The organism is Streptomyces sp. NBC_00341 (assembly GCF_041435055.1).
GTDB lineage: Bacteria > Actinomycetota > Actinomycetes > Streptomycetales > Streptomycetaceae > Streptomyces.
Map to the genome: position 1 here is coordinate 4077066 of NZ_CP108002.1, position 24099 is coordinate 4101164.

The 24099-nt window shown below is 70.6% G+C and carries 21 protein-coding genes; 7 read left to right on the top strand and 14 right to left on the bottom strand.

Going from position 1 to position 24099, the window contains the following annotated elements; genetic code table 11:
* Positions 1-199 precede the first annotated feature (199 nt).
* The 6 genes from pyrE to OG892_RS18370 form a co-directional block, all read right to left on the bottom strand.
* Complete coding sequence (pyrE, locus tag OG892_RS18345; protein ID WP_073733510.1) at positions 200-739, bottom strand: orotate phosphoribosyltransferase; 540 nt, start codon at positions 737-739, stop codon at positions 200-202.
* A 151-nt stretch (positions 740-890) separates the two neighbouring features.
* Positions 891-1688 carry an aldose 1-epimerase gene (locus OG892_RS18350; RefSeq protein WP_371629707.1) on the bottom strand — a complete coding sequence of 266 codons (798 nt, stop codon included), beginning with the start codon at positions 1686-1688 and terminating at the stop codon, positions 891-893.
* A gap of 21 nt (positions 1689-1709) precedes the next feature.
* Positions 1710-2693 (bottom strand): SRPBCC domain-containing protein, encoded by a 984-nt coding sequence (locus tag OG892_RS18355; protein ID WP_371629708.1) that lies wholly within the window; start codon positions 2691-2693, stop codon positions 1710-1712.
* Between the two features lie 120 nt (positions 2694-2813).
* The gene (locus OG892_RS18360; RefSeq protein WP_371629709.1) at positions 2814-4412 is read right to left on the bottom strand and encodes a polyamine aminopropyltransferase; all 1599 of its coding nucleotides are present in this window, start codon (positions 4410-4412) and stop codon (positions 2814-2816) included.
* A gap of 84 nt (positions 4413-4496) precedes the next feature.
* Entirely contained in the window at positions 4497-5018 is a 522-nt protein-coding gene (locus OG892_RS18365; protein ID WP_073733506.1) for a DUF2617 family protein, read from the bottom strand.
* Between the two features lie 380 nt (positions 5019-5398).
* On the bottom strand, positions 5399-5719 hold the full coding sequence (locus tag OG892_RS18370; RefSeq protein ID WP_371629710.1) for a hypothetical protein: 321 nt from the start codon (positions 5717-5719) through the stop codon (positions 5399-5401).
* 304 nt (positions 5720-6023) lie between these two features.
* Here OG892_RS18370 and OG892_RS18375 point away from each other — a divergent pair, with 304 nt between their 5' ends.
* Positions 6024-7184 carry a pyridoxal phosphate-dependent aminotransferase gene (locus OG892_RS18375; protein WP_073733505.1) on the top strand — a complete coding sequence of 387 codons (1161 nt, stop codon included), beginning with the start codon at positions 6024-6026 and terminating at the stop codon, positions 7182-7184.
* Between the two features lie 193 nt (positions 7185-7377).
* Positions 7378-8577 carry a serine hydrolase domain-containing protein gene (locus tag OG892_RS18380; RefSeq protein ID WP_371629711.1) on the top strand — a complete coding sequence of 400 codons (1200 nt, stop codon included), beginning with the start codon at positions 7378-7380 and terminating at the stop codon, positions 8575-8577.
* A gap of 241 nt (positions 8578-8818) precedes the next feature.
* Here OG892_RS18380 and OG892_RS18385 read toward each other — a convergent pair whose 3' ends face one another.
* Positions 8819-9379: a YbjN domain-containing protein gene (locus OG892_RS18385; RefSeq protein ID WP_328866463.1), complete on the bottom strand. Its 561-nt coding sequence runs from the start codon at positions 9377-9379 to the stop codon at positions 8819-8821.
* Between the two features lie 141 nt (positions 9380-9520).
* A complete protein-coding gene (clpB, locus tag OG892_RS18390; RefSeq protein ID WP_073733502.1) occupies positions 9521-12115 on the bottom strand; it encodes an ATP-dependent chaperone ClpB in 2595 nt (864 codons plus the stop codon).
* A 214-nt stretch (positions 12116-12329) separates the two neighbouring features.
* Here clpB and OG892_RS18395 point away from each other — a divergent pair, with 214 nt between their 5' ends.
* A complete protein-coding gene (locus tag OG892_RS18395; RefSeq protein ID WP_073733501.1) occupies positions 12330-12734 on the top strand; it encodes a pyridoxamine 5'-phosphate oxidase family protein in 405 nt (134 codons plus the stop codon).
* 156 nt (positions 12735-12890) lie between these two features.
* Here OG892_RS18395 and OG892_RS18400 read toward each other — a convergent pair whose 3' ends face one another.
* On the bottom strand, positions 12891-13211 hold the full coding sequence (locus OG892_RS18400) for a (2Fe-2S)-binding protein (RefSeq protein WP_073733500.1): 321 nt from the start codon (positions 13209-13211) through the stop codon (positions 12891-12893).
* On the bottom strand, positions 13208-13660 hold the full coding sequence (locus OG892_RS18405) for a hypothetical protein (RefSeq protein WP_371629712.1): 453 nt from the start codon (positions 13658-13660) through the stop codon (positions 13208-13210). Before OG892_RS18405 ends, OG892_RS18400 begins: the two co-directional genes overlap by 4 nt.
* Before the next feature lie 140 nt (positions 13661-13800).
* On the opposite strand from OG892_RS18405, the gene OG892_RS18410 reads away from it, so the two are divergent.
* Positions 13801-14775: a helix-turn-helix transcriptional regulator gene (locus OG892_RS18410; protein WP_073733749.1), complete on the top strand. Its 975-nt coding sequence runs from the start codon at positions 13801-13803 to the stop codon at positions 14773-14775.
* 168 nt (positions 14776-14943) lie between these two features.
* Here OG892_RS18410 and OG892_RS18415 read toward each other — a convergent pair whose 3' ends face one another.
* The 4 genes from OG892_RS18415 to dnaK all read right to left on the bottom strand — a co-directional run bounded on the left by OG892_RS18415 (position 14944) and on the right by dnaK (position 19227).
* Positions 14944-15390 (bottom strand): heat shock protein transcriptional repressor HspR, encoded by a 447-nt coding sequence (locus OG892_RS18415; protein WP_073733498.1) that lies wholly within the window; start codon positions 15388-15390, stop codon positions 14944-14946.
* A 1-nt stretch (position 15391) separates the two neighbouring features.
* The gene (gene dnaJ, locus OG892_RS18420) at positions 15392-16588 is read right to left on the bottom strand and encodes a molecular chaperone DnaJ (RefSeq protein WP_371629713.1); all 1197 of its coding nucleotides are present in this window, start codon (positions 16586-16588) and stop codon (positions 15392-15394) included.
* Positions 16589-16711: 123 nt separating this feature from the next.
* A complete protein-coding gene (gene grpE, locus OG892_RS18425; RefSeq protein ID WP_327337744.1) occupies positions 16712-17371 on the bottom strand; it encodes a nucleotide exchange factor GrpE in 660 nt (219 codons plus the stop codon).
* Positions 17368-19227 (bottom strand): molecular chaperone DnaK, encoded by a 1860-nt coding sequence (dnaK, locus tag OG892_RS18430; RefSeq protein WP_073733495.1) that lies wholly within the window; start codon positions 19225-19227, stop codon positions 17368-17370. The genes grpE and dnaK overlap by 4 nt, the downstream gene beginning before the upstream one ends.
* Before the next feature lie 357 nt (positions 19228-19584).
* Between dnaK and OG892_RS18435 the strand changes: the two genes are divergently transcribed.
* The 3 genes from OG892_RS18435 (at position 19585) to OG892_RS18445 (ending at position 24012) form a co-directional block, all read left to right on the top strand.
* The gene (locus OG892_RS18435; protein WP_371629714.1) at positions 19585-20343 is read left to right on the top strand and encodes a sugar transferase; all 759 of its coding nucleotides are present in this window, start codon (positions 19585-19587) and stop codon (positions 20341-20343) included.
* Between the two features lie 101 nt (positions 20344-20444).
* Positions 20445-22712: a (Fe-S)-binding protein gene (locus OG892_RS18440; protein WP_073733494.1), complete on the top strand. Its 2268-nt coding sequence runs from the start codon at positions 20445-20447 to the stop codon at positions 22710-22712.
* Positions 22713-22863: 151 nt separating this feature from the next.
* Positions 22864-24012, top strand: coding sequence for an FG-GAP repeat domain-containing protein (locus OG892_RS18445; protein ID WP_371629715.1), 1149 nt, complete (start codon positions 22864-22866; stop codon positions 24010-24012).
* The last annotated feature ends 87 nt before the right edge of the window (positions 24013-24099 follow it).

Consider the following 24099-nt stretch of genomic DNA (forward strand, 5'->3'; position numbering starts at 1 on the left):
GTCCGCTCCTTGGGATGTGCGGGTGTGCGTTGCTGGTTCCCTGACCTGGGGGCGACGTCATCGTCGCCCCCATCTTCCCAGACTCTCGGTCCGGCTCCACCCGGCGCACTCCCCCAGTCTTCGGGGCCGCCCGCTGCGGACATACGACAAGGGCGGGCCGTTTCACGTGAAACAGCCCGCCCTTGCAAGAAACCGCAGGTCAGGACAGGTCGAGGTCCGCGACCGAGTACACGTGGACATACGGGAGACCCGCCTCGGCAACAGCCGGAGCAGCGCCCCGCTCCACGATCACGGCGACGGCGACGACCTCGCCGCCCGCCTCACGCACCGCCTCGACAGCGGTCAGCGGCGAGCCGCCCGTCGTCGAGGTGTCCTCGACGACCAGGCAGCGCCGGCCCTTGACCTCTGCGCCCTCGATCCGGCGCTGCATCCCGTGGGCCTTCTGCGCCTTGCGGACGACGAACGCGTCCAGCTCCTGGCCGCGGGCGGCGGAAGCGTGCAGCATCGAGGTGGCGACCGGGTCGGCGCCCAGCGTCAGCCCGCCCACGCAGTCGTAGTCCAGCTCCGCGGTCGCGTCGAGCATGACCTGGCCGACCATCGGAGCAGCCTTGCCGTCCAGCGTGATGCGGCGCAGGTCGATGTACCAGTCGGCCTCCAGGCCGGAGGAGAGCGTCACCTTGCCGTGAACGACGGCCTTGTCCTTGATCTGCTGCAGCAGCTCAGCGCGTACGTCTGTCATGGCTACGAGGATAAGGCGCCCGGCAGCGGCCCGTACCCGGCGCCCGGACCGGCCGCCGCACCCGGACCGGCCGCCGCACCCGGACCGGCCGCCGTGCCCGCACCGCCCGCCGTGCCCGCACCGGCCGCCGTCCCCGCACCGGGGCCCGGACTCAGAGCCTGCGCCAGCTCCACGTCGTCGCGATCTCCAGCGGATCGATCGGGGTGACGTAGCGGGGCGCGGTGTTCAGCCCGTTCGGCGGGCCGGACTGCGGCTCCACGCAGACCGCCTCGGCCTGCTCGTCGTAGACCACCACCCACTCGGCCCGGCTCTTCACCGTCAGCTCCAGCTGCTGCGGCCAGGTGAGGGTCACATCGACTCCGTCGGGCATCCCGAAGGCGTCGTCCCACGGGCCGTCCAGCGGCGGGATGCGGCGGCCGGTCGGCAGATGGTCCTCGCCCCGCTCCTCCTGCCAGGCCGCGTCGAAGGCGATCCGGACGTCCTCTCCGCCGCCGAGGCTGCGCCGGAACCAGGGGTGCCAACCGGCCTGCGCCGGGAAGGAGTCCCCGTACGTCTCGATGCCGAACGCCAACGTGACGGAGTCCTCCGACAGTTCGAAGGCCTGCGTCACCCGGCCCGGGTACGGCCACGGCTCCGCCAGGTCGTAGTGGAACGAGGCCTCCGTCCCGGTCTCCCGGTCGGTCTGCCAGACCGTGTCACGGCCCGTGCCGTGGATGGCGTGCGGCGGGGCGGTCAGCGGCATCCGTTGCAGCACACCGCCGTTGCGGAACTGCCCGTTCTCCATGCGCCCGCACCACGGCACCATCGGGAAGCAGCCGTACCGCTCCCCCTGCCGCAACAGTTCGGTGCCACCGATCCGCAGGCTGCTGATACGGCAGCCGTTGGCGGGGCTCACGGTCAACTCTGCGTCGCCGGCGGACAGCCGGACGTCCTTCTCGCTGCTGCTCACACGACGACACTACTGGCGCGACTACCTCCGGCGCCGCAGCGCCCGGCCCACCACCACGGCCGAGGCGAGGGCGAGCGCGGCGGCCGGGGCCACCCAGCGCAGCGTGGCGCCCGCACCGGTCGAGCCGGGCGCCGGCACGGGTGCGTACCGGCCGCGCGGCGGGGCGTGGTCGACCTCTTCCGCGCTGCGCCCGATCATGGTGCGCCGGGCATGGGCGGCCTCGGCCGGGGGTCCGTCCGGAACGGTGAACTCGATACCGGCCACCGGGTCCAGCGAGGACGGCGGCACCGCCGCGTCGAAGACCGAGGCCCCGTCCGACGACGGATCACCGGCGGGGGCCTCGTCGGCGGCGGCGTCATGCCGGGGCGGGGCCTCCCCGATACCGGTGTCGTCCGCCTCCTCCGCGGCCTCCTCGATGGCCTTCTCCACCGCGTCCCCGACGGACCGCTCATCGGCTCCGGTCACGGAGCCGTCGCCGGAGCCGCCCACGGACTCACCCCCGGCCCCGTCCTCCGAGCCGCCCTCCGAGCCGTCCGCGCCGCCCCCGTGCGCGGCGAGCGCCTCGGTCACGAGCTGCTGCGCGAACCGGTCGAGCAGGCGGTGGGCGGCGGCGAGCGCCGCCTCCGCGTCCAGCTCCACCAGGCGGCCGTCGCCGCTCACCGTGCCCTCGAACGTGATCGCCGTACCGCCGTCCCGTTCGGTCAGCCGGACGGCCAGGGCCAGCTTCACCGAGCCGGTGCCGCGCGCCTCCACGCCCTCGCCCGTCACGGAGACGCCGTACGCGGTGTCCCCCGCCGGGCCGTCCGCCGGCGCGGCGATCCGCAGCGCGCCCCGGTAGGTGATGGTGTGGCCGCCGACCCGCACCTTGAGCCGGCCGGCCAGCGGGCCCGCGGACGCGTCGGCGTCCTGCTGAAGCCCCGGCACACAGCGCGCGACCCGGGCAGGATCGCCCAGGGTCCGCCGCAGAACGGGGACCGGAACCGGAACGAACACCTCATGCTCCATGGAAACCGAGCCTACTCAGCCCCGGCCGTCCCGTCAGCGCTTCGCCCCCTCCGGAAACCCCCGCTCACCGCTCGTCCCGGTACACGGACCCCCGCCCACAGACCCCCGGCAGACCCCCGCTCACGGTTCGTCCCAGTACCTCGGGTGCACCAGGGTCGAGGGCGCCATCCCCGGCAGCCGGCCGGCCTCCGCCTGCCGCCCCGCCTCCTGGAGCACCGGTTCCGTCAGGGACCTCAGCCGGGGCGCGTCCGGGTCCAGGCCGAGCGCCGGGGTCCGGCCCAGCCCGGCCAGGACGAACCCCCAGCCGTGCACCTGCGTACCGTCGCCCGTCGCCCGGTCGGGGCCCGACCCGAAACCGGCGTACCGGCCGCCGATCCGGTAGGGGCGGGTACGCAGCCCCGCCGCCCTCATCGACGCCTCCACCGTCCAGTACGTGTGCGGCCGGCCGACCGGCGGACCGCCGTGCACCACCAGCCGGCCGCCCGGCACGAGGGCCTCGGAGACCAGTCCGTAGAACTCCGCCGAGTAGAGCTTCGTACTGGCCGAGATCCCCGGGTCCGGCAGGTCGGAGATCACCGCGTCGTAGCGGCCGTGCCCCGCCCGCAGCCAGGTGAAAGCGTCCCCGGCGACCGCCGTCAGCCGGGGGTCCCGGTACGCGTGCGCGTTCAGCGCGGAGAGCGCCCGGTCCGTACGGGCCAACCGGGTGACGGCCGGGTCCAGCTCGACCACCGTGACGCTCCGCACCCCGGCGTAGCGCAGCACCTCGCGGGCCGCCAGACCGTCGCCGCCGCCCAGGATCAGCACCCGGGCGTGCGGCCCGTTCATCACCGGGTGCACCAGCGCCTCGTGGTACCGGTACTCGTCGCGCGAGCTGACCCGCAGCCGCCCGTCCAGGTAGAGGTCCAGGGAGCTGCGGCCCGCACCGGTCAGCACCACCTCCTGGACGTCGGTCTGCATCGCGACCCGCACCCGGTCCCCGTACACCGCCCGCCTCGCCGCCCGCTCGAAGTCGTCGGCCAGCACCGCGACCGTGGCCAGCAGGGCGATCACCGTCACGTTGGCGACGATGAGCAGCCACCGGGACCGGCAGCTGAGGTCCCGCCGGAACACCCACATCACCAGCGCCCCGCCCGCCGCCGCGTTGACCGCGCCGGTGAGCAGCGCCCCGGTGAGCTGTCCGAGCATCGGCAGCAGCAGGAACGGGAACGCCAGCCCGCCGACCAGGGCCCCCACGTAGTCCGCGGCGAACAGATCGGCGACGGCCCCGCCCGCGTCCTGCCGGTCGACGCGCTGGATCAGCGTCATCAGCAGCGGGATCTCCGCGCCGATCAGTACCCCGATCGCCAGCGAGAAGCCGACCAGGGCGTACCGCGACTCCCCGATCCAGGCGAACGTCGCGTAGAGCACCAGCGCGGAGGATCCGCCGACCAGGGCGAGCGCCGCCTCGATCAGTCCGAAGCCGACCGCGGCCCGGCTGCATAAACGTTTCGCGAGCAACGAACCGATGCCCATGGCGAACACCATCACGGAGAGCACGACGGACGCCTGGGTGACGGAGTCACCGATCAGATAGGAGGCGAGCGCGACCAGTTCGAGCTCGTACACCAGACCGCAGGCGGCGCAGACGAAGACCGCGGCCAGCACGAGGTACCGGCCGGTCCTCGGCCGTACGGGAAGCCGCGCCGCGCCCCCTCGCAGCGACACCTGCTGGTCGATCATGCCGCGAACGCTACGTCACTGACACGTCGCCGCTTGTCACCCACAAGGGTGTAAGTGGCTCAGCCGCACCGGAGTTGGCCCCCGTCACAGCACAGCCGCAGGCATCCGCACACCCACCCGGGTGCGCGTCACCACCAACTGCCCCTCCTGCGGGTACGCGTGCCAGGTACGCCACCGCACCTGCCCCTCGGTCCGCTGGGCGAGCATGGCGGTGAAGGCGTGCGGACTGCCCGGGAACGTCCCGGCCAGTCCGTGGGGATGGTCGGAGACGAGCGCCAGGAGCTCCTGCGCGCGCCCCGCGAACGAGCCCGCGCCAAGCGTCTCCACCCGGGCCGCGAACTCGTACTCCCAGTCCCCGAGCCGCTTGGAGACGCCGAGGGGCAGCGGGGTGCTGCTGCCCGGCATACAGGCGACGGTTTCTGAACAGCTGCCGTTGTCCTCCTCAAGGAGGACCTGATGAGAGGCGCCGAGCAGGCGCAACTGGAGTTGGGCACCGGCGAGATGGAGATCGAGCACGGCGAGCGCCGGGAGCGGTTCACGCCCCAGCGCCCAGGCCAGATCGGCGGCACGGGTGTCGGAATAGGCCGTATGGAGGGTCGTGAGCATGGGTCGGCTCCGCAAAACACACATGGACACATGGACAGGGGGGCGTCCCCGAGCGTGATGCACGTGGGAGGCGGGAAGCGCCCGATCAGGTCCAACTGGGGTCCGAGGGCTGAATGTTCTCTCCACTGAGGGAATCACGAACTAAGCCGCACTCGCAGTGTTTTTACCCAACTTGACGTGGTTTCCATCCCCTCGGGGGCCTTCCGGTTCAGGTGTTCACCGGCGACTCGCCGCACGGCCCAACAAAAAGGTGCCCGGCGGGACTTAGGGCCTGCCGCGGGTCTCCTGCGAACCCCACCCCGCCCCTCGTTCCCGCCGGGCACCTCCACCAGCACCGGGCTCGCGTACGCCCCGCCCGGTCGCGGACCAGCCGCCCCGTGTCAGCTGCCTCCGCCGCATCCGCCCCCGCCGCCACCGCACGAGGACCCGCCCCCGCAGGAATGGCCGCCGCCGCAGGAGTGGCCACCGGAGTGACCGCCGCCCGAGTGGCCCCCCGAGTGACCGCTGCCGCTGCCGCACGACGAGCCACCGCCGCCGCCCGCCCACCAGCTGCCGCCCGCCGAACCTCCACCGACCGCACCACCGCGGCGCTTGTACCCGGCCAGTGGCTTGTTGCGCTTCGCCGCGTCCGCCATCGACGCGACGAGAATCGCCACCGCCAAGACCACGAGCACGAGCACCGCACCGATTGCCAGCTTCACCGACCTCACGTCCTTCCGTCCCCCGAAGCGAGTCCCCCGCTTCTCACCGGTTCCTGCGTGCAGGAGAGATGCCCCCGCCCCCGTTCGACCAAAGCAGACTTGAGCAACTCCAGAGCTTCCGCGCAGGACGGCGGTCGCGACACGGGGACGTCCGCTGCTCAACACCCCGCACAACCTCGTGTTCGCGATCGCTCCGCGCGACCTCTTCGACCTCCCCTCCCCGCACCACGCGGGGGCAGGAGCGGCCATGAGTCAGGATGGCCCCCAGAGACTCGACGGGTACCCGAGTGAGAACGGTGGAGACATGAACACCAGGCCACTGCTGAACCGAAGGCTGGACGGACTCGGGACAACGATCTTCGCGGAGATGTCGGCACTGGCCACCGCGACGGGCGCGATCAACCTGGGCCAGGGCTTCCCCGACACCGACGGCCCCGAGGAGATCCGCGAGGCCGCCGTCCGCGCCCTGCGTGAGGGCAAGGGGAACCAGTACCCGCCCGGCACCGGAATCCCAGAGCTGCGCACGGCTGTGACCGAGCACCAGCAGCGCTTCTACGGCCTCGCCTTCGATCCCGACACCGAGGTCCTGGTCACCGCGGGCGCGACCGAAGCCATCGCCGCCACGATGCTCTCCCTGCTGGAGCCGGGCGACGAGGTCATCGCCTTCGAGCCGTACTACGACTCGTACGCGGCCTGCATCCAGATGGCCGGCGCGACGCGTGTTCCCCTGACCCTCCACGCGCCCGCTTTCCGCCCGGACCTCGACGCCCTCCGTGACGCAGTCACCGACCGCACCCGCCTGCTGCTCCTCAACTCCCCGCACAACCCCACGGGCATGGTGCTGACCCGGGAGGAGCTGACGGCCATCGCCGAGCTGGCGGTCGAGCGGGACCTGATCGTGGTGACGGACGAGGTATACGAACACCTGGTCTTCGAAGGCGAGCACATCCCGCTCATCTCCCTCCCCGGGATGCGCGACCGCACGGTCTCCATCTCATCCGCCGGAAAGACCTTCTCGTTCACGGGGTGGAAGGTCGGCTGGGTCACCGCATCCGCTCCGCTGGTAGCGGCGATCCGCACGACGAAGCAGTTCTTGACGTACGTGTCGTCCGGGCCGTTCCAGTACGCGGTCGCGGAAGCGCTTCGCCTGCCGGACGGCTACTTCACCGGCTTCCGCGAGGACCTGCGTGCCAAGCGCGACATCCTCGCCGAGGGGCTCACGGCAGCAGGCTTCGAGGTCTTCCGCCCCCAGGGCACGTACTTCATCACCACCGACATCGCCGTCCTCGGCGAGAAGGACGCCCTGGCCTTCTGCCGCAGCCTCCCGGAACGGTGCGGCGTGGTCGCGGTCCCCAACTCGGTCTTCTACGACGACCCGGAGGTCGGCCGCAGCCAGGTCCGCTTCGCCTTCTGCAAGAAGAAGGACGTCCTGCGCGAGGCCGCCTCCTGCCTGAAGCAACGGTAGGCGGCCCGAACGGCGTTGGGGCTTGGGCCGTGACACGGGGGGTGTCCCTACCCCGTTCCGGATGACCACCCCATCGTGCGGGCCGGCACCGTTCGGGCATCGTGAGCCGGGCGCGGGAGGGCGGGGTTTCGCGGCCCCGCATCCGACCGCCTCAACAGCGTTGACCGGGCTCGCTACGACGGAGGAAGAACACGTGACCACGTACAAGCGCACGCTGGGTGGAGCAATCGCATTGGCCGTGGCGGCCGGCGTGCTGGGAGGCGTGCTGCCGGAGAGCGTCGCCGCCGCGTCACCCGGGGCCGTATCCGCAGCCGCACCGTCCCACCATGCCCCCGACGACGCCCGGCTGCGCGCCCTCCTGCACCGGCTGACCACCGTGGACGGTGCGCCCGGGGCGCTCATCGAGACGCGTGGTCGGCTTGGCAGCTCTTCGCTGACCAACGGTGTCGCGGACGTGCAGAGACAGACGCCGGTGCGCGGCGACAGCAGGTTCCGGATCGGCAGCATGACCAAGACGTTCGTGGCGACGGTCGTACTGCAACTGGTGGGTGAGCACCGCGTGGCCCTGGACGCGCCGGTCGAGCGCTACCTGCCGGGCGTCGTCCGCGGCCCCGGCGGCGACGGGCGGGTGATCACCGTCCGGCAGTTGCTGCAGCACACCAGCGGCCTGCCCGACTACCTCGCCTACCTCAGCCCGCAGGACATCCTCAAGGACCCTCTCGCCCACCACGACGCTCGCGACCTGGTGAACATGGCCCTCGCCAACCCCCCGGCCTTCCTCACGCCCGGCGACGGTTGGAAGTACTCCAACACCAACTACCTGCTGGCCGGCATGCTCATCGAGAAGGTGACCGGCCACACCTACGGTGAGGAGATCCGCCGGCGTGTCATCAGGCCGCTCGGGCTGCGCGCGACGTCCGTACCGGGTGACAGCCCGGCGATCTTCGGCCCGCACCCCCGCGGATACGCTCGGCCGGGCCCGGACGCGCCGCTGATGGACGTCACCGCGATCAATCCGTCGGTCGCGGGCGCGTCCGGCGAGATGGTATCCAGCGCACGTGATCTCAACCGCTTCCTGGGCGCGCTCGTAGGCGGCAGGCTGCTACGTCCGGCGCAGCTCAAGCAGATGATGACGCCCCCGCCGCACCCCGGTGCGGACGGCCGGGACTACGGCCTGGGCCTGGAGCGGTGGACCCTGCCCTGCGGCGGCGTCTACTGGGGCCACGGCGGCGACATCTTCGGGTACGAGACCCTGGGCGGCGCCACGGCCGACGGCAGACGGGCGACGGCCATGGTGAACGTCGACCCGGGCGGCACGGACGCCCAGGACGACGACATGCGGGCGGCCGTCGAGACGGCGCTCTGCCAGGGCCGGCCCACGGCGGCTCGCTGACGCACGCCGACACGTGGCACCTCGTGTGCGGCCGCGGTGGCGCCGCGGCTGCCCGACAGCTACTTCGACACGCTGCGCGCGGATCCGCGCGCCAAACGGGACCTGTTGAGCGGCGGGCCGCTCAACGAGGCCGGCTTCCAGATCGCTGTGAGCGCTGTGAGCGGGCGCGCATGACGGAGCCCGGCGCGGGGGCGGTCCGGTCGGACCGTGCCCGCGCCGGGCTCCGTGGGACGGGGGAGGCTCAGGCCTCGGGAGCGTCCTGCTCCGCGCCTTCCGCCTTCTCCTCGGCCGGGGCCAGGCCGAGGCGCTCCAGGAGCCACTTGTCGAACTCGATCGAGGCCCGCACCCAGCTGACCGTCGAGGAGACGAAGTGCTCCAGGCTGACGCCGGTGCCGATGAGCATCTGCGCCTCACCGATCAGGCGGACCGAGGTGGTGGTGTCCTCGGCGCCCTCCTCGGGCTCGTGCGTGTGCGTGTAGACCTTGGGCCACAGGGTGCGGCGGTTCCAGTCGTCGATCGCGTCGAGCAGGACCGGACGCTGGTCCGTGTCGTGCGGGCGGTCGTAGAACGTACGGACCGAGAAGACCTGCTGCTCGCCCTCACCACGGAACATGAAGTACGTGCGGAAGTCTTCCCACGGCGCCGCGAGGTCGCCCTCGTCGTCGAGGACGTACTTCAGCTCCATCTGCTCCAGGAGCTGCTTGACGAGGTCCTGGTCAGGGACGACGGGGCCCTCCGGTCCTGCCGCCTGCGGTTCGGGCTGGCCCCCGAAGTTAGGAATCGAGGACGGATCGATGCTCACCGTAATTTCCCTTCGTGCGGTTGGCTGCCATCCTCTCGCATGCCGGGCGGGGCATGGCAAGCGGGAACGGCCCCGATCCGCCACAAGCTGATATCCAGCCGGTGCGGACCGGGGCCGCCGGTCGCCTCGCGGGTGCTCGGGTCAGTTCGCCGCGCCGACGGCCAGACCGTCGCCGTCCCGGTCCACCCGGACCGTGTCGCCGTCCGTGACCTCACCCGAGAGGATCTTCTTCGCGAGCCGGTCACCGATCGCCGTCTGGATGAGCCGGCGCAGCGGCCGGGCACCGTAGGCCGGGTCGTTGCCCTCCTCCGCCAGCCAGGCCAGGGCGGCCGGGGTGACGTCGAGGGTCAGCCGGCGGTCGGCCAGCCGCTTGGCGAGGCGGTCGATCTGGAGCCCCGCGATATGGGCCAGCTCGTCGCCGGACAGCGCGGAGAAGACCACCAGATCGTCCAGCCGGTTCAGGAACTCCGGCTTGAAGGAGGCCCGTACGACGTCCAGGACCTGCTTCTTCTTCTCCTCCGGCTTGGTCAGCGGGTCGACCAGGTACTGGCTGCCGAGGTTGGACGTCAGGATCAGGATGGTGTTGCGGAAATCCACCGTCCGGCCCTGTCCGTCGGTGAGCCGCCCGTCGTCCAGGACCTGGAGCAGGATGTCGAAGACCTCGGGGTGGGCCTTCTCCACCTCGTCCAGCAGGACGACGCTGTACGGGCGGCGGCGGACCGCCTCGGTGAGCTGGCCGCCCTCCTCGTAGCCGACGTAGCCGGGCGGGGCGCCGACCAGCCGGGCCACGCTGTGCTTCTCGCTGTACTCGCTCATGTCGATGCGGACCATGGCCCGCTCGTCGTCGAAGAGGAAGTCCGCGAGGGCCTTGGCCAGCTCCGTCTTGCCGACGCCGGTCGGGCCGAGGAAGAGGAAGGAGCCGGTGGGCCGGTCGGGGTCCGCGATTCCGGCCCGGGTGCGGCGCACCGCGTCCGAGACGGCCTGCACGGCCTGCGTCTGCCCGATGAGGCGCCTGCCCAGCTCCTCCTCCATGCGCAGCAGCTTCTGGGTCTCGCCCTCCAGCAGCCGGCCGGCCGGGATGCCGGTCCAGGCGCCGACGACATCGGCGATGTCGTCCGGGCCGACCTCCTCCTTGACCAGGGTCTCCTTGGGCTCCTTCGCGGCCTCCTGCTCGGCCTCCGCGGCCTCGGCCAGCTCCCGCTCAAGACCCGGGATCTCCCCGTACAGCAGCTTGGACGCGCTGTCGAAGTCGCCGTCGCGCTGCGCGCGTTCGGCCTGTCCGCGCAGCTCGTCGAGGCGCTCCTTCAGCTCACCGACCCGGTTGAGGCCCTGCTTCTCCTTCTCCCAGCGGGCGTTGAGGCCGCGCAGCTCCTCCTCCTTGTCGGCGAGGTCGCGGCGGAGCTTCTCCAGGCGCTGCTTGGACGCGGCGTCCGCCTCGTTCTTGAGGGCCAGCTCCTCCATGTGCAACCGGTCGACGGCACGCTGGAGTTCGTCGATCTCGACGGGCGAGGAGTCGATCTCCATGCGCAGCCGGGAGGCCGCCTCGTCGACGAGGTCGATCGCCTTGTCGGGAAGGAAGCGCGAGGTGATGTAGCGGTCGGACAGGGTCGCCGCCGCGACCAGCGAGGAGTCCGCGATCTGCACCTTGTGGTGGGCCTCGTAGCGGCCCTTGAGCCCGCGCAGGATCGCGATGGTGTCCTCGACGGACGGCTCCGCCACCAGCACCTGCTGGAAGCGGCGCTCCAGGGCCGGGTCCTTCTCGATCCGCTCGCGGTACTCGTCGAGCGTGGTGGCGCCGACCATCCGCAGCTCGCCGCGGGCCAGCATGGGCTTGAGCATGTTGCCCGCGTCCATGGCGGAGTCGCCGCCCGCACCGGCGCCGACGACGGTGTGCAGCTCGTCGATGAACGTGATGATCTGGCCGCCGCTCTCCTTGATCTCGGAGAGGACGGTCTTCAGCCGCTCCTCGAACTCGCCGCGGTACTTCGCGCCCGCGACCATCGCGCCGAGGTCCAGCGAGACGAGCCGCTTGTTCTTGAGGGACTCGGGGACGTCGCCCTTGACGATGCGCTGGGCGAGCCCCTCGACGACGGCGGTCTTGCCGACGCCGGGCTCACCGATGAGCACCGGGTTGTTCTTGGTGCGGCGCGAGAGCACCTGGACGACGCGGCGGATCTCCTGGTCCCGGCCGATGACCGGGTCGAGCTTGCCCTCGCGGGCGGCCGCGGTGAAGTCCGTACCGAATTTCTCCAGGGCCTTGTACTGGCCCTCCGGGTCGGGTGTGGTCACCCGGCGCCCTCCCCTGCTCTTCTCGAACGCGTCCAGCAGCTTCTTCGCACTGGCACCCTGTCCGTCGAGGATCTCACCGGCACGGCCGCCCTTGGACGCGATCCCGATCAGCAGGTGCTCGGTGGAGATGTAGTCGTCGCCCAGCTCCTTGGCCCGCTGCGCCGCGTCGGAGATCACCGCGAGCAGCTCGCGGTTGGGCTGCGGGGGTGCGACGGTCGACCCGGTCACGCTGGGCAGTGCGGCCAGCAGCCGCTCCGTCTCGGTGCGAACGGCGATCTGGTCCGCATCGACGGCGGCCAGCAGATCGACGAGATTCTCGTTGTCCTCACCCGCGAGCAGCGCCAGCAGCAGATGCCCCGGGGTCAGATCGGGGTGCCCGTCCTTCACGGCCCTGCTGGTGGCCGCGTTGATGGCGTCCCGGCTCCTGTTGGTCAGCTCGGCGTCCACGTGCGCTCTCTCCTCCTTGCGAAGACTGGCCCGTACTCAATTCTGACACGATCAACGTGCACAAAGTTGAGTCTATTCCACTCAAGGCAAAAACCGGGCCACTCCCGCACCGCCACACACCCTTGCGCGCTGCCGCGCACCTCATGTCCGAGTGAACCGGCCGGGCGGCCCGCCCGCCACCGCGGGGCGTCGCCGGGCTGCCTACGCTGACCCCATGGCAGTCGACGTACGCGATCCCGGCCCCGAGTACCTGGCCTTCTGGCGCGAACCCCATGTATGCACCCTCACGACCCTGCGCCCCGACGGCACCCCGCACGTGGTCCCGGTGTGCGTGACGTACGACCCCGAGGCCGGCCTCGCCCGCGTCATCACCGGCAGGCACAGCCGCAAGGTCGCCAACATCCTGGCCGCGGGACCGGACGGCGCACGCGTCGCGGTCTGCCAGGCGGAAGGGCGCCGCTGGGCGACCCTGGAGGGCGTCGCCAGGGTGCGCACGGAGCCGGACAGGGTCGAGGACGCGGTACGCCGCAAGACGGCCCGCTACGGGCGCGCGCCGAAGCCCAACCCGGACCGCGTCGCCATCGAGATCACCCTGGACCGGGCACTCGGCCGCGGCTGACCGGGGCACTTCCGTCCACCGGACGTCCCACCGGACATCCCATCGGACATCCCACCGGACGCGCACAGCACAGCACAACGGCGTCACCGTGTTCAGGTCACGGTGACGCCGTTGTGTGGGGGAGTGTCTGAGCGACGTGGAACGACGGGGGATCGCTCAGGCACTGCGGGGGGTGGCGGAGATGGCTTCGGGCTCGAACAGCTGGTGGTCACGCTGTGCGAGGTTCACAAAAATCATGTCGTAACGAATGGCGCAGCGCACCGGCTGCGGCGCCCCGCGCGGCTTGCGGAGACAGCGGTAGGCGCGAACCTCCCCGTCATCCTCACGAGCGACGATGACCGGGTCACCGAACAGAGTGACCATCAACGAATCACCACGGTGGGGGAGTGCCGTGACGAGGTCGATGAAATGCCACCCTGACCGGTAGGCGGTAGCCATTTCGCGCCTGAAGGTCCGGTCGTCCGGCGGGGTGGTCACAAGTCTGCCCTGTTCTCCACGGAATTCCCCCAGCCCACGTCGGACTGGTGAAGGTCACCGGCAGCGGCGGGCTGGACATAGCCCCAACCGACATCGCCCAGGTTGGCAGGGCCGGCGGCAGCGGGCTGGACATAGCCCCAGCCGACGTCACCCTGGTAGACGGCGCCGACGGCGGCGGGCTGCACGTTGCCCCAGCCGACATCGACCTGGTGAACACCACCGACGGCAGCGGGCTGCACGTTGCCCCAGCCGACATCGACCTGGTGAACACCGCCGACAGCGGCGGGCTGCACATACCCCCAGCCGACGTCACCCTGGTAGGAGTCGCCGGCAGCGCTTGCCTGCGCATTGCCCCATCCAACGTCCGGAGTAGAGCCATGCGTCACGAGCAGCAGTGCAGCAGCCGCGAACGCAGTGCCAAGCACTGAGCGAAGCATTCTCTTGTTCATAGTCGGCTTCGTCCTCACTTGATGGATCCTCTCCCCCGCTCTTCAAGAGACGATGGCTTATTCGGACGCGTCAATGCCACAGGAGCGATGCATCATGTTCCTGAATGTTCAGGACCCTGGGGGGTGGAGTTTTGCCTATAATGGACACGAAACCGGCACATACTCATGCGGTCACTGACCTGTGCACCGAGGGCGCCAGGCTGTATGCGGCGGCGCTCAGCGTGGGTCGCCTGGCCCGCTCCGAGGTCAGGACCGCACCCTGCCTCGTCAAATTCGGGCTCCTGCTGCCCGACCCGGACGACGCGTCGTGGCTTCGCCCGGTTCCGCCTTCCGCCGCCCTGGCTCAGCGTCTTCACCCGCTGGAACGCGAGATCCAGGATCGCAGGCGGACGTCCGTCGAACTGACCGATGCCTTCGAACCGTTCCTGGCCATCAGTGCCCAGAGCCCCGCGCCGACGCACGCGATCACGGTGCTGGAAGGCATTGACCGGATCAACGGAGCCCTTGACCTTGCCATCGCCGAGAGCCGGAGGGAAGTGCTGACGGTCCAGCCAGGGGGCAAACGCAGCGAGGAAGTCCTCAGCGAGGCCCTGATCCGCAGCAAACCTCTCATAGATTCCGGCATCAGGGTCCGTACTCTCTACCAGCACACCGTCAGGCACAGCCAGCGCACGTTCGCCTACGTCGACCTCATGGCGGGCGCCCGGATGGAGATCCGCACGCTTGAGGAGCTCATCGAGCGCCTCATCATCTGCGACGACACCGTGGCCTTCATCCCGGTCCAGGACGAACTGCCCGTCGCCCTGGAACTACGGCACCCCGGGCTGGTCACCTACCTGACGAAGGTCTTCGAGCAACTCTGGCGCCGAGCCGTCCCGCTGGACGAGGCGGCTCCGTACGACCCGGCCCGCGACGGCATCACAGGCGTCCAGCGCGCCATCGCCACGCTGCTGATCGAGGGGCACGTCGACGAGGCGATAGCCCGTCGGCTCGGCATGAACGTCCGCACCTGCCGCGCCCATGTCGCCAAGCTGTCCGCTGTGCTGGGAAGCACGAGCCGCGCCCAGCTCGGCTACCTGATCGCCCAGTCAGGAATCCTCGATCAGGACTCCTGACCGGCCGGCACCGGTTTCCGGCTCCCCCACGACATCCACGGTGGACCGCGAACCACGCTGCCGCCACCGTCATCCTGCCCGGACCGCCATCGAACCGGAACGACGGCGGAGCCCGTCCCCCCGGATCGACCGGGGGGACGGGCTCCGCCGTCGGCGAATCGGACCCGCTCAGTCCTTGGGCCGCTTGGGCCGCCAGACCACCAGTGCGCTGGTGTGCTGCACGTCCTGGTACGGCACCAGATCGCGCCGGTAGGAGGCGTGCACCTGGGCCTCGCGCTGCTGGAGCGCCGCGTCCGCGCCGTCCACGGCCGCCGAGAGCTCGGCGATCCGCTGCTGGAGCGCGGCGACCTGGTTCTCCAGCTCGATGATGCGCTTGATGCCGGCCAGGTTGATGCCCTCGTCCTGCGACAGCTGCTGCACGGTGCGCAGCAGCTCGATGTCGCGGGCCGAGTAGCGCCTGCCGCGCCCGGCCGTGCGGTCGGGAGAGACCAGGCCGAGGCGGTCGTACTGGCGCAGCGTCTGGGGATGGAGTCCCGAGAGCTGGGCCGCGATCGAGATCACGTACACCGGGGACTCGTCGGTCAGCTGGTACGGATTACGTCGGCGGCCGTCCATCTCAAGCTCCCTTCGCTGCCTGGAACAGCTCCGCCCGCGGGTCCTGGTCCGCGGTGGCCTTGCGATAGGCCTCCAGGGCGTCCCGGGCGTCCGTGCCCAGGTCCTTGGGGACCACCACCTCCACGGTGACCAGCAGGTCGCCGCGGCTGCCGTCCTTGCGCACCGCGCCCTTGCCCCGGGCGCGCATGGTGCGCCCGTTGGGCGTGCCGGCCGGGAGCTTCAGGGTGACCGGGGGGCCGCCGAGGGTGGGCACCTTCACCTCGCCGCCGAGCGCCGCCTCCGTGAAGGTGACGGGCACCGTGACCGTGAGGTTGTCGCCCTTGCGGCCGAAGACCGGGTGGGCGTCGACGTGGACGATGACGTAGAGGTCACCGGCCGGTCCGCCGCGCTCGCCCGGACTGCCCTTGCCGCGCAGCCGGATCCGCTGGCCGTCGGAGACGCCCGCCGGGATCCGCACCTGCATGGTGCGGGACGACTTCGCCCGGCCGCTGCCCTTGCAGACGTCGCAGGGGTCCTGGGCGATGAGGCCCCGGCCCTTGCAGTCCACGCAGGGATCGGTGAGCGAGAACCCGCCGCCGGTGCCGCGCGAGACCTGTCCGGTGCCGACGCAGGTCGGGCAGACCCTGGGGGTGCCGTTCTTGTCGCCGGTGCCGGAGCACGCCTTGCAGGGCGCCTGGCTGGACATCCGCAGCGGGACCGTGGCCCCGTCGACCGCCTCGGTGAAACTGAGCGTCACCTCGGACTCGATGTCCTGGCCGCGGCGCGGCTGCACCCGGGTGCCAGCGCCGCCGCCCCGGTTGAAGAGGCCGCCGAACACGTCGCCCAGCCCGCCGCCACCGCCGCCGAAGCCGCCGGCTCCGCCGCCCTGGCCGCCGCCGCCCGGGGTGCCTCCGAAGAGGTCGCCCAGGTCGAAGTTGAAGTTGCCGCCGCCGCTGCCGGGTCCGGGGCGGAAGCCGCCGTTGCCGAAGAGGGCGCGGGCCTCGTCGTACTCCTTGCGCTTCTTGGTGTCACCGAGGATGTCGTTGGCCTCGGAGATCTCCTTGAAGCGCTCCTCCGCCTTGTTGTCACCCTTGTTGGCGTCCGGGTGGAACTCGCGGGCGAGCTTCCGGTACGCCTTCTTGATCTCGGCGTCCGTGGCGTCCTTCGGGACGCCGAGAACCTTGTAGTAGTCCTTCTCGACGAAGTCCTTCGTACTCATCGACGTCCCTCCTTCCGGACGACCGGCCCGGGGCCCCGCGTACGGATCGGGCCGGTGTGCGGCGTGATCCGTGCGCGAGGCCCGGTGGCCGGGCGGTGTGCTGCCAGGTGGTCGGACGGAATGTCAGACCTCCTCGCCGCCACCGCTCTCCTCGTCGGCTGCCTGCTCTTCTTTCGTGTCCTTCGCGGCCGCGGGCGTCGCCCCCGGCTGGGGTTCGGCCACCGCCACCCGTGCGGGACGGATGGTGCGCTCGCCGATCCGGTACCCGGGCTGCAGGATCGCCACGCAGGTCGTCTCGGTGACGTCCGGCGCGTACGAGTGCATCAGGGCCTCGTGGATCGTCGGGTCGAAGGGCTCGCCCTCCTTGCCGAACTGCTGCAGGCCGAGCTTGGCGACGACCGTCTCCAGCGATTCGGCCACCGACTTGAACCCGCCCAGCAGCTCGCCGTGCTCCCGGGCCCGGCCGACGTCGTCGAGCACGGGCAGCAGCTCGGACAGGAGACCCGCGACCGCGATCTCCTTGACCGTGACCCGGTCCCGCTCCACGCGGCGGCGGTAGTTCTGGTACTCGGCCTGGAGCCGCTGGAGGTCTGCGGTGCGCTCGGAGAGCGCGGTGCGGACCTGGTCCAGCTGTGCCGTCAGACCGGCTGTCTCGTTCGCGTCCCCGGCGGGGGCCGCCGCCTCCTCGGAAGAGGGGGTGGCGGCCTCCGTCCCGGCGTCTTCAGAGGTGGCGCCGGAGGGGACGTCGGGCTTCTCCTCGAAGCCCGGAGTCTCCTCGGTCACGCCGCACCGCCCTTGGTGTCCTTCTCGTCGTCGACGATCTCGGCGTCGACGACATCGTCCTGGCCGTCGGCCTGGGCCTGCTCGGCACCCGGCTGGCCGTCGGCCTGCGGGCCGCCCTCGGCCTGGGCGTTGGCGTACATCGCCTGGCCCAGCTTCTGGGAGACGGCCGCGACCTTCTCGGTGGCGGTACGGATCTCGGCGGTGTCCTCACCCTTGAGCTTCTCCTTCAGCTCGGTGAGGGCCTCCTCCACCTCCGTCTTCACGTCGCCGGGGACCTTGTCCTCGTTGTCCTTGAGGAACTTCTCCGTCTGGTAGACGAGCTGCTCGCCCTGGTTGCGCGATTCGGCGGCCTCGCGGCGGCGGTGGTCCTCGTCCGCGTACTGCTCGGCCTCTTCACGCATCCGGTTGACCTCGTCCTTCGGCAGCGAGGAGCCACCGGTGACGGTCATCTTCTGCTCCTTGCCGGTGCCGAGGTCCTTGGCAGCGACGTGCATGATGCCGTTGGCGTCGATGTCGAACGCGACCTCGATCTGCGGCACGCCACGCGGGGCCGGCGGCAGACCGGTCAGCTCGAACATTCCGAGCTTCTTGTTGTACGCCGCGATCTCGCGCTCGCCCTGGTAGACCTGGATCTGCACGGACGGCTGGTTGTCCTCGGCCGTCGTGAAGATCTCGGAGCGCTTGGTCGGGATCGTGGTGTTGCGCTCGATGAGCTTCGTCATGATCCCTCCCTTGGTCTCGATACCGAGGGACAGCGGGGTCACGTCGAGGAGCAGGACGTCCTTGACCTCACCCTTGAGGACACCGGCCTGGAGCGAGGCGCCGATGGCGACGACCTCGTCCGGGTTCACACCCTTGTTGGCGTCCTGGCCGCCCGTGAGCTCCTTGACGAGCTCGGCGACGGCCGGCATACGGGTCGAGCCACCGACGAGAACGACGTGGTCGATCTCGGAGAGCTGGATGCCCGCGTCCTTGATGACGTTGTGGAACGGGTTCTTGCAGCGGTCCAGGAGGTCCGCGGTGAGCTGCTGGAACTGCGAGCGCGTGAGCTTCTCGTCCAGGTGCAGCGGGCCCTCGGCCGACGCCGTGATGTACGGCAGGTTGATCGTGGTCTCCGTCGAGGACGACAGCTCGATCTTCGCCTTCTCCGCGGCCTCGCGGAGACGCTGGAGAGCCATCTTGTCCTTGGACAGGTCCACGCCGTGCCCGTTGGCGAACTGCTTCACCAGGTAGTCGACGACGCGCTGGTCCCAGTCGTCACCACCGAGGTTGTTGTCACCGTTGGTGGCCTTCACCTCGACGACGCCGTCACCGATCTCCAGGAGCGACACGTCGAAGGTGCCGCCGCCGAGGTCGAAGACGAGGATCGTCTGGTCGTCCTTGTCGAGCCCGTACGCCAGCGCGGCGGCCGTCGGCTCGTTGACGATGCGCAGGACGTTCAGGCCCGCGATCTCGCCGGCCTCCTTCGTCGCCTGACGCTCGGAGTCGTTGAAGTACGCCGGAACGGTGATCACCGCGTCGGCGACCTTCTCGCCCAGGTACGACTCGGCGTCACGCTTCAGCTTCTGCAGGATGAAGGCGCTCATCTGCTGCGGGTTGAAGCTCTTGCCGTCCAGGTCGATCTTCCAGTCAGTGCCCATGTGGCGCTTGACGGAGCGGATGGTCCTGTCGACGTTCGTCACTGCCTGGCGCTTGGCGACCTCGCCGACCAGAACCTCGCCGTTCTTCGCGAAGGCGACGACGGACGGCGTGGTCCTGGCGCCTTCGGCGTTGGTGATGACGGTGGGCTCGCCGCCTTCGAGAACGCTGACGACGGAGTTAGTCGTGCCCAGGTCGATGCCGACCGCACGTGCCATTTCAATTCCTCCAACTGACTACTTGAGTGGATCTGGCTCAAGGATGCATGACATCGCCCTCGGAGTCAACAGACCTGAGTCGAGGCGACTCAACTATCGTGCACGCACCTCGCGCCACCAGCGAATTGTCCGCCTTCGTGACGGCGGACACACATCAGGCACACGTCGCATACGTGCCGCATGGGACGAATCCGAACCGCTCCCCGGCGACACCTGCCCGCCTCGTGGGCCACACACCCCCCACCATCATCGCGCCATGGGATCGTTCTGTCACAAAATGCCGTGAGCCGCACAAAACCGGCACCCGATCACCCCAGGCATCCGATACCGGACAGCGACACCAGGCAGGTGTGAACGATGCAGACGCAGAGGCCGAGACGACGGCAGGTGCCGGGGCGCAGCCGACGGCGGGTGCGGGGACCGCGGCAGACGCGGGGACAGCGGCAGGGGTGGAGTCAGCGGCCGGGCCCGGCGCGGCGCCCCTGGCAGCCACCGCGACCGCCCCGCGCGGCGCGCACCCGCACAGCTCTCGCCCGCCTGAGAGCCCTCACCCCGCCGCGCCCCACCACCAAACGCACCCTGGACCTGCTTCTCGGCTCGGCCCTCCTGCTGCTGGCCGCCCCCGCCCTCGCGGCGGCCGCCCTCGCCCTCGCCGTGCGGCGGCGCCCCGGCGGCGTACTGGACCGCTCCCCGCGCACCGGACCGGCGGGCAGGCCCTTCGTACTGCGGTCACTGCGCACCCGGCGGCTGCGGCTCGACGTGCTCTCCCGGCTGCCGCACGTCGTACGGGGCGAGCTCTCCCTGGTCGGCCCCGAACCGCTGGCACCGGGCGACGAACGGGGCACGGCCGCCGGTGCGAGAGACTGGCGGCGCGAACTGAAGCCCGGACTGACCGGCCTGGCGCAGGTACGCCGCCGCTCGACGATGCCGTGGGACGAGGCGGACCTCCTCGACCAGCACTACGCCGAGCACCGGAGGACCGCCCTGGACCTGGCGATCCTGGCCGAGGCCGTACACAGTCCGCTGCGCCGGGCGCTCGGCGGACTCGTCCGGCGCGGCCAGGCATGCCTGAGCGACACAGATCACCGCCTGCCCAACTACAGCGTGGCGGAATAAGTGGATAGTGTCAGCACAGACTGATTAAGTTACTGCTTAGTAATCCCCAGTACGTGCCAGTAGGTGCTGGAACCCACCCTCGCAGGCCCGAGGAGCCCCCAATGCAACTCGCCGCGATCATCGTGTCGCTGGTGCTGACCGTGGTCGGCGTTGCGCTCATCGCCCGAGCCGTCGCGCAGATCTACCGGTTCGTCACGCTCGGACAGCCGGTCCCGGCCGGCAGTCGCACGGACAACCCGAAACAGCGCACGATCACCCTGGCCAAGGAGTTCCTCGGCCACACCCGGATGAACCGGTGGGGGATCGTCGGCTTCGCGCACTGGTTCGTCGCCATCGGCTTCCTGACGCTGCCACCGACGCTGCTCCAGGCGTACGGACAGCTCTTCAAGGCGGACTGGGTCCTGCCGATCATCGGTGAATGGCTGCCGTTCGAGCTGTACATCGAGTTCATCGGCCTGATGACGACGGTCGGCATTCTCGTGCTGATCGCCATCCGGCTGCTGAACCTGCCCTCCCGGGCCGGCCGCAAGTCGCGGTTCGCGGGCTCGAAGGCCTGGCAGGCGTACTTCGTCGAGTACGTCATCCTCGTCATCGGCCTGGCGATCCTGACCCTGCGCGGCCTTGAGGGTGCGATCCACCACGTCGGCGGCTACGAGGCCGCGTACTTCGTCTCGTACCCGCTGGTCCTCGCCTTCAAGGGACTCGCGCTCGGCACGCTGCAGAACCTCATCTACCTCACCGCGATGATCAAGATCGGCGTCTCGCTGATCTGGATGATCACGGTCGCGCTCAACACCAACATGGGTGTCGCCTGGCACCGCTTCCTCGCCTTCCCGAACATCTGGTTCAAGCGCGACGCCGACGGCGGGGTCGCGCTCGGCGCGCTGCAGCCGATGACGTCGGGCGGCAAGCCGATCGACTGGGAGGACCCCGGCGAGGACGACACCTTCGGTGTCTCCCAGGTCGAGCAGTTCTCCTGGAAGGGCATCCTCGACTTCTCCACGTGCACGGAGTGCGGCCGCTGCCAGTCGCAGTGCCCCGCCTGGAACACCGGCAAGCCGCTCTCCCCCAAGCTCCTGATCATGTCCCTGCGCGACCACGCGCACGCCAAGGCCCCGTACCTGCTGGCCGGTGGCGGCAAGGACATGGAGGGCAACGAGAAGGCCACCGAGGAGCAGCTCAAGGACGTCCCCGCGGCCGCCCTCGCCGAGGCCGAGCGCCCGCTGATCGGCACGGTCGAGGAGAACGGCGTCATCGACCCGGACGTCCTCTGGTCCTGCACCACCTGCGGTGCGTGCGTGGAGCAGTGCCCGGTCGACATCGAGCACATCGACCACATCGTCGACATGCGCCGCTACCAGGTGATGATCGAGTCCGCGTTCCCGTCCGAGGCGGGCACGATGCTCAAGAACCTGGAGAAGAAGGGCAACCCCTGGGGGCTCGCCAAGAAGCAGCGCGTCGAGTGGACCAAGGAGGTCGACTTCGAGGTCCCGATCGTCGGCAAGGACGTCGAGGACCTCACCGAGGTCGACTACCTCTACTGGGTCGGCTGCGCCGGAGCCCTGGAGGACCGCGCCAAGAAGACCACGAAGGCCTTCGCGGAGCTGCTGCACATCGCGGGCGTCAAGTTCGCGATCATGGGCGGCGACGAGAAGTGCACGGGCGACTCGGCCCGCCGCCTGGGCAACGAACCGCTGTTCCAGCAGCTCGGCCAGGAGAACGTGGCGATGCTGAACATGGCCTTCGGCGAGGATGACGAGGACGACTCGACGAAGAAGGCCAAGGCGACGAAGAAGATCGTCGCGACCTGCCCGCACTGCTTCAACACCATCGCGAACGAGTACCCGCAGCTCGGCGGCGAGTACGAGGTCATCCACCACACGCAGCTGCTCCAGCACCTGGTGGACGAGGGCAAGCTGATCCCGGTGACGCCGGTCGAGGGTCTGATCACGTACCACGACCCCTGCTACCTGGGCCGTCACAACAAGATCTACACGCCCCCGCGCGAGATCATCGCGAAGGTCCCGGGTCTGCGGAACGAGGAGATGCACCGCCACAAGGAGCGCGGCTTCTGCTGCGGCGCCGGTGGTGCCCGGATGTGGATGGAGGAGCGGATCGGCAAGCGCGTCAACAACGAGCGCGTCGACGAGGCCCTCTCCCTCAACCCGGACATCGTCTCCACGGCCTGCCCGTTCTGCCTGGTCATGCTGACCGACTCGGTCAACGGCAAGAAGAACGACGGCACGGCGAAGGAGTCGATCCAGGTGGTCGACGTCTCGCAGCTGCTGCTCGACTCCGTCAAGACCCCGGCCGACCCGGCGGGCGAGCCGGAAACGGCGGACGCGCCGGAGCCGGAACCGGTGAAGTAACCGGTACCGCCACCGCGGTGCGGAAGCGGCCGGACCTGCCTCGGGGGCAGGACCGGCCGCTTCTGCTTTTCCGCCCCGGTGACGCATCATGTGGGGCGGCCGGCGTGGCATCGAGGTACACGGAACGAACGAGGGCGGGCGGGCTACTCCAGTGCGGATACGAATCGCGAGGGCGACGGCCACCGCCGCGGCCGGCTGCGCCTGCGCCCTCCTGCTGGCGGCCTGCGGCTCCCCGGACCCCTCCGGCTCCTCCGGCTCCTCCGGACCGGGCAAGAACGGCGACGCCCCGCCCACCGCGCTGTCCGGGCTCGCCGGTGCGCAGCGCCACCCGGTCCCGCGCGGCACCGGCAGCCACACCCCCGACGACTTCAACGGCGACGGCCACCGCGACCTCGTCCTCAACCACCTGGTGAAGCCCGCGGCCGACGCCCACGGCGACGACGCGGGCATCGGCATCGTGTACGGCGCCGCCTCCCGCGGCCTGGACCCGTCGGTACGCCAGTTGCTGAGCGCGCACGCGAACGCCGCCAAGATCGGCGACACCCTCCCCTCGGCGTTCGACGCGGAGGCCTCCTGCGACCTGGACCGGGACGGCTTCACCGACCTGGTCGTGGCCACCGACCCCCCGTACAACGGCATCGGGCGCCCGCCCGTACCGCTGCAGATCCTCTTCGGCTCCCCCGCGGGCCTCACCGGCAAGGCGGTCGCGCTCCGCATCCCGGACCGGGCCCGCTTCGGCAACGAGTGGCCAGATCACCCGGTCTGCGGCGACTTCGACGGGGACGGGAAGCCCGATCTGGCCGTGACGGCGAGCGCGGGCCGGCTCAGCTTCCTGCGCGGCCCCTTCACCCGCGACGGCCGCCCGCACAAGGCCGGGGGCACCATCCCGGGGGCCGGCCCCGCGCTGTCCGCGCCCGAGCCCCGGGCGGACGTGAACGGGGACGGCTACGACGACCTGGTGTACGCCGCCCGCCCCCACGAGCCGGGTACGGCCGCCAAGGGCGCGCTGCTGCTCGGCAGCCCCGGCGGACCGGGCCGGCCGGGCGGCGCGTACCGCTTCGGGGCCCCGGCCGGAAAGCTCCCGGCGGCGCCCCTGCGCGGGAGCCCGGGGGCCGGCGCCCCGTCCCGCGCGGAAACGACCCTGCTCATGCGCTACGCGGACTTCGACGGCGACCGGAAGCCGGACACGGTGGTGCGCACCCACCGCGGCGAGACGGCCGACCTGATCGCCCTGTACCCGGCGGCCACCCCGGACCGCCCACTGATCACGTTCACCAGCGCGCTGTTCAACGCGGGCTGACCATGCCGCGCGCGACCTGCCGGGTCCCTGTGGACAACCCCCCGGGGTTCCCTTAGGGGATGTCACAGCTGAGCCTCAAAGGCGGTC